The 11,834-nt window shown below is 64.6% G+C and carries 10 protein-coding genes; 7 read left to right on the forward strand and 3 right to left on the reverse strand.

Annotated elements, in window-relative coordinates; all coding sequences use genetic code 11:
• Positions 1-40 precede the first annotated feature (40 nt).
• The 4 genes from QQL24_RS31230 to recD2 all read left to right on the forward strand — a co-directional run bounded on the left by QQL24_RS31230 (position 41) and on the right by recD2 (position 4,323).
• On the forward strand, positions 41-1,273 hold the full coding sequence (locus tag QQL24_RS31230; protein ID WP_284316200.1) for an MFS transporter: 1,233 nt from the start codon (positions 41-43) through the stop codon (positions 1,271-1,273).
• 62 nt (positions 1,274-1,335) lie between these two features.
• Positions 1,336-1,659 carry a type II toxin-antitoxin system RelE/ParE family toxin gene (locus tag QQL24_RS31235; RefSeq protein ID WP_284316201.1) on the forward strand — a complete coding sequence of 108 codons (324 nt, stop codon included), beginning with the start codon at positions 1,336-1,338 and terminating at the stop codon, positions 1,657-1,659.
• Positions 1,656-1,970, forward strand: a complete 315-nt coding sequence (locus tag QQL24_RS31240) for a helix-turn-helix domain-containing protein (RefSeq protein WP_284316202.1) — start codon at positions 1,656-1,658, stop codon at positions 1,968-1,970. The genes QQL24_RS31235 and QQL24_RS31240 overlap by 4 nt, the downstream gene beginning before the upstream one ends.
• Before the next feature lie 124 nt (positions 1,971-2,094).
• Positions 2,095-4,323, forward strand: coding sequence for an SF1B family DNA helicase RecD2 (gene recD2 / locus QQL24_RS31245; RefSeq protein WP_284316203.1), 2,229 nt, complete (start codon positions 2,095-2,097; stop codon positions 4,321-4,323).
• Between the two features lie 106 nt (positions 4,324-4,429).
• On the opposite strand, the gene QQL24_RS31250 is transcribed toward recD2, so the two are convergent.
• Positions 4,430-4,897: a cupin domain-containing protein gene (locus QQL24_RS31250; protein ID WP_284316204.1), complete on the reverse strand. Its 468-nt coding sequence runs from the start codon at positions 4,895-4,897 to the stop codon at positions 4,430-4,432.
• 188 nt (positions 4,898-5,085) lie between these two features.
• Between QQL24_RS31250 and QQL24_RS31255 the strand changes: the two genes are divergently transcribed.
• The 3 genes from QQL24_RS31255 to QQL24_RS31265 all read left to right on the forward strand — a co-directional run bounded on the left by QQL24_RS31255 (position 5,086) and on the right by QQL24_RS31265 (position 10,059).
• Positions 5,086-5,700, forward strand: coding sequence for a TetR/AcrR family transcriptional regulator (locus QQL24_RS31255; RefSeq protein ID WP_284316205.1), 615 nt, complete (start codon positions 5,086-5,088; stop codon positions 5,698-5,700).
• A 117-nt stretch (positions 5,701-5,817) separates the two neighbouring features.
• On the forward strand, positions 5,818-7,194 hold the full coding sequence (locus QQL24_RS31260) for a peptidoglycan-binding protein (protein ID WP_284316206.1): 1,377 nt from the start codon (positions 5,818-5,820) through the stop codon (positions 7,192-7,194).
• 255 nt (positions 7,195-7,449) lie between these two features.
• Complete coding sequence (locus QQL24_RS31265) at positions 7,450-10,059, forward strand: caspase family protein (RefSeq protein ID WP_284316207.1); 2,610 nt, start codon at positions 7,450-7,452, stop codon at positions 10,057-10,059.
• A gap of 96 nt (positions 10,060-10,155) precedes the next feature.
• Here the strand turns inward: QQL24_RS31265 and QQL24_RS31270 are convergent, their stop codons facing one another.
• Together QQL24_RS31270 and QQL24_RS31275 are read right to left on the reverse strand one after the other, a co-directional pair.
• Positions 10,156-10,983, reverse strand: a complete 828-nt coding sequence (locus QQL24_RS31270; RefSeq protein WP_284316208.1) for a dipeptide ABC transporter ATP-binding protein — start codon at positions 10,981-10,983, stop codon at positions 10,156-10,158.
• Positions 10,983-11,834 carry an ABC transporter ATP-binding protein gene (locus tag QQL24_RS31275; protein ID WP_284316209.1) on the reverse strand — a complete coding sequence of 284 codons (852 nt, stop codon included), beginning with the start codon at positions 11,832-11,834 and terminating at the stop codon, positions 10,983-10,985. The genes QQL24_RS31270 and QQL24_RS31275 overlap by 1 nt, the downstream gene beginning before the upstream one ends.

Here is an 11,834-nt window from a genome sequence, read left to right on the forward strand (position 1 = left end):
CCCCTATTCACCCGCAATCCCTTTGCCCGAAAGCCATTGCATGTCTTCCCTCGTCGAGGACGAACCCTCCCTCATCCGCCAGACCGGTTTCGTGCTGTTCTGGTCGGCCCGCGTCCTGTCGACGAGTTGCTTCCAGATCGTTGCGGTCGTCATCGGCTGGCAGATGTATGCGCTCACCAGTTCCACCTTCAATCTCGGCCTGGTGGGCTTGTGCCAGTTCCTGCCGATGCTTCTTCTGACTATCCTGGCCGGCCATGTCGCCGACCGCTTCGACCGGCGCGTCATCGTGCGCACCTGCCAGTTCGTCGAGGGCCTCACGGCCCTGGGGCTAGCCCTCGCCTCCTGGTATGGCGTGATCAGCCCGCATGTGATCTTCGCCGCGGCCGCCCTGATCGGCGCCTGCCGCACCTTCGAGGCGCCAACCACGGCTGCCCTGCTGCCGATGGTGGTGAGCCCCGCCATCCTGCCCAAGGCGCTCGCCCTCTCTGCCTCAGCCATCCAGACCGCCACCATTATCGGCCCCGCTCTCGGGGGCGTGCTCTATATCGCCGGCGCGGGGCACGCGTATCTCTTCGTCGCGGTGTTCTACCTCATCGCTGGCACGCTGATCTCCCTGTTGCAGATCGTGGTGCCGCCCGCCAAGCGGGAGCCGGCGACCTTGCGCTCGCTGTTCTCCGGCTTCGGCTTCATCAAGAGCCGGCCGATCATCCTCGGCGCCATCTCGCTCGACATGGTCGCGGTGCTGCTCGGTGGCGCCACCGCCCTGCTGCCGGTCTATGCTCGCGACATCCTGCACACCAATTCGCTCGGCCTCGGTGCCCTGCGCGCCTCGCCGGCGATCGGCGCGCTCCTGATGTCGCTCGTGCTGACGCGCTGGCCGATGAAGAGCCGAGTCGGCCACAAGATGTTCGGCGCCGTGATGGTCTTCGGCGCGGGTACGGTGATCTTCGGGCTGTCGACCTGGTTCCCGCTCTCGATGGCCGCGCTGATCATAATGGGATCGGCCGACGTGGTCAGCGTCGTCGTGCGTTCGACCCTGGTGCAGCTCGGCACGCCCGACGCCATGCGCGGCCGGGTCAGCGCCGTCAATTCCATGTTCATCGGCACCTCAAACCAGCTCGGCGAATTCGAATCCGGTATGACCGCGAGCCTGTTCGGCACCGTGCCGGCCGTGGTGCTCGGCGGCGTAGGCACCATCCTGGTGGCGCTGGCGTGGTCGCAGCTGTTCAAGCCCCTGCGCGATGCGGACAGATTTCCGGAGCGGAGCGCGTAACGTCTCGGCTCGTATCGCTCGATATCGACTGGATATTTATATCAAAAATGTTATAAGCATTTATGCCTTGGGTGGTGGAATTCCTGGATGAGGATGTGCAGGCAGCGCTCTCGGCAATGCCCGTCGATATCCGCGCCAGCTTTCGCCGAATCATCGAGCTGATCGGCACGGTTGGACTCGAACGGGTGCGGGAACCTTATATCAAGCACCTTGAAGGTCCCATCTGGGAAATGCGCATGAAGGGCAAGGATGGGATAGCCCGCGCTGCCTATGTCACGGCCAGGGGACAGCGCATGGTCATCGTTCATGTCTTTGCCAAGAAGACCCAGAAGACGCCCCGCCGCGAGATCGAAACCGCCCTGAGAAGGGCGAGGGAGGTTCAATGAGCCGCCGCAACATTCCCGTCCAGGAAGCCTTTCAGGAGTGGGACAAGGACCCCGCTTTTCGGGCCGAGTACGAGTCCCTGGAAGAAGAGTTCACGCTCGCCACGGCGTTGATCAAGGCCCGGGACGCCGCGCACATGACCCAGGAAGAGGTGGCTCAGGCCATGGGCACATCCCAGGAGGCCATCGCACGTCTCGAAAGCGGCCGGTCGAAGCCCTCGACGCGCACGCTCCAGCGCTTCGCCAAGGCCACTGGCATGCGCCTTCGCATCAGCTTCGAGCCTCGCAAGAGGGCGGCTCGAGCCGAACGATAGAAAACCGCCGCTGTCGCAATGTCGCTCAAATCCTGTATTGCGACATCGAACGACATCGCGACAGGCCGCTTCCACATTGTGAAACCATCTCGACAAGCACCGCGTGCCTGCCCATGGTGCGGCCATGCGCAGCCCTTCCTTCAAACGCGATTCGACGCCGGTTTCTCCCGAGGATGTGCCGGATGACCTGACCATCTCCGGCATCGTCGACCGCGTCACCTATCACAACAAGGAAAACGGCTTTGCCGTCCTCAAGGTCAAGGTGAAGGGGCGGCGGGATCTTGCCACGGTGCTGGCGCGCACCGCCGCCATCGCGCCGGGCGAGAAGCTGGAAGCGAGCGGGCGCTGGAGCAGCGATCCCGAGCGCGGCCTGCAGTTCAAGGCCGAGACCGTCACCACCACGCCGCCCGGTTCGGCCTCCGGCATCGAGCGCTACCTTGCCTCCGGCTTCGTGCGCGGCATAGGCCAGGAAACCGCCAAGAAGCTGGTGGCCACTTTCGGCAAGGATACGCTCAAGGTGCTCGACAGCGAGCCCGAGCGCCTCGGCGAAGTGCCCGGCCTGACGCTGCAGCGCATCAAGCTGATCCGCGAGGGCTGGAGCGCACAGCAGGGCTTTCGCGACGTGTTGGTCTTCCTCACCGAGCATGGCCTCGGCCCCACCCGCGCCGCCACGGTGCAGAAGACGCTCGGCGCCAATGCCGTCGAGCTGATCAAGGCCGATCCCTACCGCCTGTCGCGCGAGGTGAAGGGCTTCGATTTCCGCACCGCCGACCAGTTCGCCCTGAGCCTTGGCCATGACCGCGAGGACATCTCGCGCCTGACCGCCGGCCTGCTCTGGGCGCTCGGCGAAGCGGCCGCCAACGGCCATTGCGGCGTGCCGCGCGAGGCCCTGTTCGAGCGGGCGGCGCGCGTGCTGGAAGTCGAGGAATATCTCCTCAACGCCGCCGCCACCAAACTGCTGGAAGACAAGCTCATCATCGGCGACACCATCGATGGCGCGCCCTCCTTTTTCCTGCCTACGCTCTGGAAGGCGGAAGAGGCGGTGGCCGCGCGGCTGAAGAAGATGGCTGGCGGCACCCCGCCCTGGCGTCAGGAGGGCCTTCACCAGGCGGTGATCGCCACGGAGGCGCGCACCCACAAGCGCCTCGCCCCGGCGCAGGCCCTGGCGGTGGAGACGGCGCTCGCCTCCAAGCTCCTCGTTATCACCGGCGGCCCCGGTGTCGGCAAGACCACCATCATCGATACCATCATCAAGGCGCTCGACCGCCGCGATGTGACGATCTCGCTCTGCGCCCCCACCGGCCGCGCCGCCAAGCGCATGTCGGAGAGCACCGGCCAGGACGCCCGCACCATACACCGCCTGCTTGAAATCGATCCCGTCTCCGGCACTTTCCGCCGCCAAAAGGCCTACCCGCTCGATGCCGATCTCGTCATCGCCGACGAGGCGAGCATGATCGACATCGAGCTGATGACGGCGCTGCTCGACGCCCTCTCCCCGCGCGCCGCCCTCGTCCTGGTGGGGGACGCCGACCAGCTGCCCTCCGTCGGCCCCGGCCAGGTGCTGGCCGACATCATCGCCTCCGATGTCATCCCGGTGGTGCGGTTGACGGAAGTGTTCCGCCAGGCTGAGACGAGCCGCATCATCGCCGCCGCCCACGCCGTCAATCACGGCGAGGTGCCGGAGGGGGCGAAGAGCCCGGAGGAGGGCGATTTCTTCGTCGTCGACATGGCCTCGCCCGACGATGGCGCCAACAAGGTCATCGACATCGTCACCACCCGCCTGCCGCGCCGCTTCGGCCTCGACCCGGTGCGCGACATCCATGTGCTGACGCCGATGAACAAGGGGCCGCTCGGCTCGCAGACGCTGACACAGGCCCTGCGCGAGGTGCTCAACCCTGGCCGCGAGGGCGCCATCGTGCGCGAATCCGGCACCTTTGCCCCACGCGACAAGGTCATGCAGATCGACAACGACTACGACCGCGAAATCTTCAACGGCGATATCGGCTTCATCACCCGCACCGACCCCAAGGCCGGCCAGCTCACCGTGAGCTTCGACGGACGCGACGTGAACTACACCACCGCCCAGCTCGACAGCCTGGTGCCGGCCTATGCCACGACCATCCACAAGGCGCAGGGCTCGGAATATCCGGCCGTGGTGGTGGTGATCTCCAACGCCCACTATCCCATGCTGGCGCGCAACCTGCTCTACACCGCCATCACGCGCGGCAAGCGCCTGGTCGTGGTGGTGGCCGAACGCCGCGCGCTGCGCATGGCGGCCGAGGATGCCATGGGTCGCAAGCGCTGGACGCGCTTGCGCGAGAAGCTGGCGGCGCCGGGACGTGACGAGAGCTGAGGACGTCCGGAGCAACGCACGTTCAAGCGCAAACCTGCTTCACCCTCACTCCTTGTGCCGACGCGTCTTTGCGATTCCTGGCGATCCTGTCAGATCGCGAGACGCTTCACCGCGGCAGGGGCCCGAGAATTTCGAGGTGATGGCGGGCCGCCGCTGCCATCAGCTTCTCCATGTCGGGGGGCGAGGGCGGCGCGTTGCGCGGCACGCTGGTCTCGGCGATGAAGTCAGCGAAGTCGCCGCCCGTCGTGATCAGGAGAATGCGAGCCGGCGCATCGCCCTCGATGCGAAAGCCATGCGCGATGCCGCGCGGGCCGAAGGCGTAGCCCCCCTGGCCCAGCGAGACCCTGTTGTCGCCGACAATGACCGACATGGCCCCCTCGATCACATAGAAGGATTCGTCCTCGGAATGATGAATATGCCAGGGCGACTCGAAGCCGGCCGGGATGATCTGCTCGATCAGGCTCAGCCTGCCGCCGGTGCGCTGGCGGTCGGCCTTGATCCAGGTCGGCAGACCCAGAAAGAGGACCTCCCCGTCGCCATGGGTGGTCTGGTTCGCCTCGGCTGTACCATGCATAGGACTATCTCCCGCTCGGGTCTCAAGAGCATCTCTTGGATAGGTGACAGGCTTTTTGGGTAGGAACGGCGTCAAAACAAACAGGGTAGCACGGAATTCAACGGGCTCTCGCCGGTCCACTCATCGCAAAATGTATTTGACGAAATTTATATTTCATGAAATTTGGATTTCGTCAATTGAGATTCCGGATGACGCGACGCAGCTATCAGATGAGGCAGCGGGCAAACGCGCAGGACGCGACGCGCGAGCGCATCGTCCGGGCGACCATGCTGCTGCATGACGAACAAGGCGTGGCGGCCACCTCCTTCGCCGATATCGCCAAATCCGCCGGGGTCGGGGCTGCGACCGTTCACAGGCATTTTCCGAACCTTGGGGCCCTGGTTTCGGCCTGTGGTGCCCATGTCTGGGAGGAGATGAAGCCACCCGTGCCCGGGCAGGCCATTGCCCTGTTCGAGGGACTGACAACACGGCAGGAACGGCTGGAGCGTCTGGTCGAAGAATTGGACCGGTTCTATCGGCGCGGCGCACTTCGCCTGGAGCGCGCGAGCGCCGATCGGCCGCATATCGCCGAACTCGATGGCTTTCTGCGGGCGGTGGAAGCCGGCGTGGCCGATCTCATTCGCGAGGCGTTCGCATTGGAGAGTCTGCCCGAACCCGCCCTCCAGCTCGTTCAGGCGCTGACGGATTTCCCCGTCTGGCTCTCGATGCAAAGGGTGGAGATCGCCGAGACGGCGCGCAAACACCTCCTGGTTCACTTGCTCGGCAGTGCAGTCGAGGCGGCGAGGCAAATAGATCCGGCATGAGGTGGCCATCCGCGTTGCGCAGCCTGAACAGCCGTGTTTCCTGAAGAACGCTTGCCGCCACACAACATCGCTATACAAGAGTGGTGGGCGAGGCGGTTCCACGCGAAGGGGGCGGAAATGCTGGCAAGTCGGACGATCGGGGCCTCGATGTTGATCGGCGTCGCGCTGTTATCCCTGCCCGCCTTAGCCCAGACAGCGCCAGCCGCACCCGATACCGACAATCCCAAGCCCGCCAGCGATCCCGCCTTCGATGCCGCCAAGGCCGCGGCGGTGGCGATGGGTGCCGACGCCTTCGCGTCCATCCAGCAGGACCTGATCTGGACCGGCGACCTCAACACCCTGCCCTCCGGCGAGATGGGCAAGCGCAGCTATGACGCCATCCGCGCCTTCCAGAAACGCATCGGCGTCAAGGATACCGGCATCTTCACGCCGCAGCAGCGCGATGTGCTCGCCCAGCATGCGGCGAAGTTCACCACGGCTTTCGGCTTCGACACCCTCACCGAGCACGGCATCACCATCGGCTATCCGGCCAAGGTGACCACAGAGCGCAGCGAAGGCCGCAACGGCCCGCATTTCAGCACGCCCAAGGCCGCCAAGAACCAGGCCACCGTCGACATTCTCAACCTGCCCACGGCCAAGGAGAGCTTCGAGGCCCTGTTCGCCCGTTTGAAGACTGAAAATCCCAAGCGCAAGGTGACCTATTCCCTGCTACGGCCGGATTTCTTCGTTGTCAGCGGCACCAATGAAGGCATGACCTTCTATATCCGCTTCATCAGGACGGACGCGGAATCGCGTGGCTTCGTGCTGGGCTGGGATCCGGCCCTCTCGCCCCGCTTCGACCGCGTCGCCATCGCCATGGCTTCGTCGCTGAAGCTGGCCGATGCGGGCGGTCAGTCCGCTACGCCCAAGCCGGCGCCACCGCCCGAACCGCCCGAACCGCCCAAGCCGGTCGGACCGCCGGTGCCGCTGGCGGCCAGCGCGCCCACGACACCGAAGACCGGCATCGGCACCTTTGTCTCAAGCGAGGGCGACATCCTCACCTATGCCGGCGTGATCGCCGGCTGTGAGACCGTCACCCTGCAGGGCGGCGGCAAGGCCAAGGTGATCGGCGGGGATCCCAACAACGACATCGCCCTGGTGCGCGGCGCCCTGCCGGCCGGGGCGCAGCCGCTCGCCTGGCGGCTGCCGGCGCTCGGCGAGAACGAGGCCGTCTCGCTGCTCTCGGGCGCCGCGCCGGTCGCCACCACGGTCAGCGCCCTCGCCGGCGCCAATGGCGATACCCGCCGGGTGACGCTCGCTGCCGGCACCGCAGGCGCCCTGATCGACAAAGATGGAGCCCTCGCGGGCCTGCCAGCAGCCGACGGCAGTCCCAGCGCCCTCAAGGGCCTCTTCGTCACAGCCTTCCTGCGCGCCAATGGTGCAACGCCCCCCAGCCAGGGCGGCGATCCCACCAAGGCGTCGGCCGTTTTGACTTGCGACCCGCGGAAGCCCTGAGGCCCGAATAATCACCTTCGGTTGCGCCGGATCACACCCCAGCATCGAAGCCGCGATTGAAAGCAGTCGATCCGGAAGACGCCGAGCCTGCCCTTGAGGAATTATTGTCCTGGTGCATCGGGTGCCGGAATTCTTGTACCTTTCAATTCCAATCGAATTTGGCAAATGGTAGGAAGTTCGATGGCAAGCCATACCGCACGGTATCTAGAACTTGGGTGCGGCCGATCTGCACAGTGAACTTTAGGAGACCGTGAAATGCCCAGGCTGAGGATAATCGTCGCCTCTTTCGGCGTGGTCCTTGCTTTGTCGCTGCCTGCAATGGCGCAGACATCCGCCTCCCTGCCATCGGCCCAGACTGCGGCGACGCATTTCAGTCAACAGCAGATCGCCGATCTCCAGGCCGATCTGGCATGGGGCGGCTTCTTTTCCGACACAGGCAAGCCTCCTGCCCTGGGGACTTTCGACCAGACCACCTTCGAGGCAATCCGCGGCTACGAACGCCGCAATGGGCAGCCGGACACCGGCATGATAAGCGCCGCCCTGATCCAGGAATTGCACAGCCGCTTCGGGTCTCTTCGCGCTGCCGCGAATTTGCAGAATCTCGGGACCGATGAGATCGCGCTCCTCTATCCGGGCCAGATCCTGACGAAGAGCAAGAAGGGCGCGAGCGGGCTGGAATATTCGTCCGCCAAGCGGGATGTCGTCGTCCAGTTCGTCAGCCGGACCGGGGACAAGAGCGCCTTCGAGAGCATCTTCGACCTCATGAAGAAGACAAGCGGCAAGGGGACGAAAACGGCCGTGATGCTCAGCAATGGCGATGACGGCGGTCCGGCGCGTTTCGTCGTTCTTGGCGGCACGCCCACCGAGACGCTCTATGCCAGCTTCATCCAGAAAGGCACGTCGATCGTTGGCTTCTTCGCGAGTTGGAACCCCAAGCAACGCCCCTCCTTCATCAACATGGCCGTCGCCATGGCGCTCTCGCTCCAGCCGAAGGGCGGGGCCATGAGCGGCACGGCGACGACGAGTTCGCAGGCGTCTCCCGGACGCGCGTCGTCGCCCACGATTGCCGAGATCAATGCCTTCCTGGATACCTGTGCAACGGCACAGAACGGCGCCGACGTCGTCAAGGCCTGTTCGAACGCCCTGGCGGCAGGGGACGCACTTCTGCCGTCGAACCGTCCCACGGTCCTGTTCAACCGCGCGGTGGGCTACATCGAAACCAGCCAGATCGATCTCGCGATTGCCGACTTCGACCAGGCTATCAGCCTGGCTCCGGATCACGCCGATTATTACACCCAGCGCGGCAATGCCTATTACGCCAAGCAGAAATACGATCAGGCCATCGGCGATTACAGCAAGGCCATCGAGTTGAAGCCGGATGACGCCAAGGTCATCGGCTATCGCGCCAATGCGTTTTTCTACAAGGGCAACAATGAGCAGGCCCTTGCCGACTACACGATGGCATTGCGCGCCGACCCCAACAATGCCGATCTGCATGCCTATCGTGGCGCGGCGGCGATGCGGCTGGCGCGCGCCGCCGACGCCCTGGCCGATCTCGATTTCGTCCTGTCCAAAGGGGGATCGTCCATCGTTGCCGCTGACTATATCAATCACGGCGTCGCTCTCACCGCGCTGGGGCGAGGCAGCGAGGCGCCTGACGACTTCCGGAAGGCAGAGGCCATGGCAACGGCCAAGATCGAAGCCAGCGGCGGCAAACAGACTGTGGATCTTGGTTATCGTGCGCTCGCCCGCGCATATGCCGGCGATTCCGACGGCGCGCTCGCGGATGCCGACAAATATATCGCGCTCAATCCGACGGATACCAGCGGCTACCACGCAAGGGCGATCGCCTACGCCGGCAAGAAGGACTACACGCGCGCGATCGCCGATTATTCGCAGGCGATCAGTCTCGGGCGGACCAGCTTTATCCTGCGCGAGCGTGGCGACACCTATCTTGCCGCCGGCCTGCCCGATCTCGCCCTCGCCGACTACCAGGCGATGCTGAAGCTTGCGCCAGGCGACACACTTGCCATGGCGGGTCTTGAAAAGGCCAACCAGGCCCTGGCCGCCAGGCAGATGGCTGGCGCAGGCACGCCCCTGGCGAATCTCCCGCCTCCTGCCGCCGCCCAGACTCAAACTTCCGTACCGGCGCCGGTCGCCCTCGGCAAGCGCGTGGCCCTGGTCATCGGAAATGGCGACTACGCGAAGTTCGGCGCGTTGCCCAACCCGAAGAACGATGCGGCCAAAATCGCCGAAACCCTGCGCAAGATCGGCTTTTCCGATGTCACGCTGGTCGACGACGTCACCAACCAGCAATTCAACACGGCGCTGCATGATTTCGCCGACAAGGCGGATGGGGCCGACTGGGCGGTGATCTACTATGCCGGCCACGGCATGGAGGTTTCGAATACCAACTACCTCATCCCGGTCGACGCCAAGCTCGCCTCCGACCGCGACGTGGCCTTCGAAACCGTCCCGCTCGATCGCGTCATGGCAGCGATCGAAGGGGCCAAGGAGATGCGCCTCGTCATTCTCGATGCCTGCCGCGACAATCCCTTTGCCGCCAACATGGCGCGCAAGACCGCCACACGCTCCGTCTCGCGTGGCCTCAGCCGCGTGGAACCGGACAGCGGCACCCTGGTGGTCTATGCCGCAAAGGCAGGACAGGTGGCGCAGGACGGCGATGGCGGCAACTCGCCCTTCGTCACGGCGCTCAGCAACGACCTGCTCAGGCCGAATGTCGAGATTGGCAAGCTGTTCCGCCTGGTGCGCGACGACGTGGTCAAGGCCACCAACGGCCAACAGGAGCCCTTCACCTATGGCTCCCTGCCCGGCGAAGACTTCATCTTCAATCCGGCGAAATAATCCGGCGGCCGTTTCAAGGGGGTGTCCTGCCCGTTGCTGGAAACGATGCGCTCCACCACAAAGGAAGAACGGGCAGGATGCCCGTGCACCCGGAAGCTACGCCCGCTTGCGTGCCAGGCGTGCCTTGATGCTGTCGACGTCGGCGCGCGGGGTCGCGGCGAAGAGCTTCTTGGTATAGTCGTGCTGCGGGTCGGCGAAGAGCCTGTCGCGCGTGCCATATTCGACCGCCTCGCCGAAATACATCACCATCACATCATCGGCGATGTAGCGCACCACCGACAGGTCGTGGCTGATGAAGACATAGGTGAGGTTCAGCTCATCCTGCAGATCGGCCAGCAGATTGAGCACCTGCGCCTGCACGGAGAGATCGAGAGCCGAGACCGGTTCGTCCAGCACCAGCAGGCTCGGATTGAGCATCAGGGCGCGTGCGATGGCGATACGCTGGCGCTGCCCGCCGGAGAACATGTGCGGATAGCGGCTGAAATGCCTTTCTTCGAGGCCGACCTTGACCAGCATGGCCATGGCCCGCTCGCGCCGTTCGGCCGCCGGCATTTTGGTGTTGACCAGCAGCGGCTCCATCAGGACCTCGCCAATCTTCTGGCGGGGATTGAGCGAGCCATAGGGGTTCTGGAACACCATCTGCACCTTGCGCCGCATGGCGCTGGACACGCCGTCGCGGCGGATGTCGATCGACGCATCATCGATGAACAATTCGCCCGCTGTCTGCCGGTCGATCAAGGTGAGGATACGGGCGAGCGTGGACTTGCCGCAGCCGCTTTCGCCGACGATGGCGAGCGTCTTGCCCTTCTCCACCGTAAAGCTCACGCCCTTGACGGCATGCACGGTCTGCGCCTTGCGCGTCAGGGTGGCGGCCACGTGATAGTCGCGCACGATATTCTCGGCGCGGACGACAATATCGGCCATTACACGGCCTCCGTAAAGGTACCGTCGGGGCCAAGATAGCTTGCTATGGTCGGCAGGCGGTCGCCGGTAGCGTTGTCGGGCAGGGCCGAGAGCAGCGCCTTGGTGTAGTTGCTCCTGGGCGACTCGAAGAGGCTGAGCACATCGGCCTCTTCCATCTTCCGGCCCTTGTACTGCACGATCACCCGGTCCGCGGTCTCGGCTACCACGCCCATATTGTGGGTGATCATGATCAGCGCCATGCCATGCTCTTGCTGCAGGCGCATGAGCAGGTCGAGGATCTGCTTCTGGATGGTGACGTCGAGCGCGGTGGTCGGCTCGTCCGCGATCAGGAGCTTGGGATTGCAGGCAACGCCAATGGCGATCATCACGCGCTGGCACTGGCCGCCGGACATCTGATGCGGGAAGGCCGAAAGCCGCCGTTCCGGCTCGGCGATGCCGACCAGTTGCAGCAGTTCCACCGCCCGTGCGCGCCGCTGGCGCCTGTTCATGCCCATATGGACGCGCAGCACTTCCTCGATCTGGAAGCCGACGGTGAAGCAGGGGTTGAGGCTGGCAACCGGCTCCTGGAAGATCATGGCAATATCCTTGCCGACGATCTCGCGCCGCTGGGCAGGCGTGAGGGCCAGGATGTTGCGGCCCTCGAACAGCATCTTGTCGGCGGTGACCTTGGCGTTGAAAGGCAGGAGCCCCATCACCGCCATCATCGCAACCGATTTGCCGGACCCGGATTCGCCGACGATGGCCAGGACCTGGCGCGTATCCACGGTGAGCGAGATGCCATCGACGGCCCGGAAAGGGCCCGAAGAGGTCGAGAACTCGACCACGAGGTTGCTGATCTCCAGCAAAGCCAT

This window comes from Labrys miyagiensis, assembly GCF_030160835.1.
Taxonomy (GTDB): domain Bacteria; phylum Pseudomonadota; class Alphaproteobacteria; order Rhizobiales; family Labraceae; genus Labrys; species Labrys miyagiensis.

Bases quoted from the DNA above. Each gene is read 5' to 3' on its own strand.
- QQL24_RS31230 (WP_284316200.1), top strand. From the start codon at position 41: ATGTCTTCCCTCGTCGAGGACGAACCCTCCCTCATCCGCCAGACCGGT.
- QQL24_RS31235 (WP_284316201.1), top strand. From the start codon at position 1,336: ATGCCTTGGGTGGTGGAATTCCTGGATGAGGATGTGCAGGCAGCGCTC.
- QQL24_RS31240 (WP_284316202.1), top strand. From the start codon at position 1,656: ATGAGCCGCCGCAACATTCCCGTCCAGGAAGCCTTTCAGGAGTGGGAC.
- recD2 (WP_284316203.1), top strand. From the start codon at position 2,095: ATGCGCAGCCCTTCCTTCAAACGCGATTCGACGCCGGTTTCTCCCGAG.
- QQL24_RS31250 (WP_284316204.1), bottom strand. From the start codon at position 4,897: ATGCATGGTACAGCCGAGGCGAACCAGACCACCCATGGCGACGGGGAG.
- QQL24_RS31255 (WP_284316205.1), top strand. From the start codon at position 5,086: ATGACGCGACGCAGCTATCAGATGAGGCAGCGGGCAAACGCGCAGGAC.
- QQL24_RS31260 (WP_284316206.1), top strand. From the start codon at position 5,818: ATGCTGGCAAGTCGGACGATCGGGGCCTCGATGTTGATCGGCGTCGCG.
- QQL24_RS31265 (WP_284316207.1), top strand. From the start codon at position 7,450: ATGCCCAGGCTGAGGATAATCGTCGCCTCTTTCGGCGTGGTCCTTGCT.
- QQL24_RS31270 (WP_284316208.1), bottom strand. From the start codon at position 10,983: ATGGCCGATATTGTCGTCCGCGCCGAGAATATCGTGCGCGACTATCAC.
- QQL24_RS31275 (WP_284316209.1), bottom strand. From the start codon at position 11,834: ATGGCTTTGCTGGAGATCAGCAACCTCGTGGTCGAGTTCTCGACCTCT.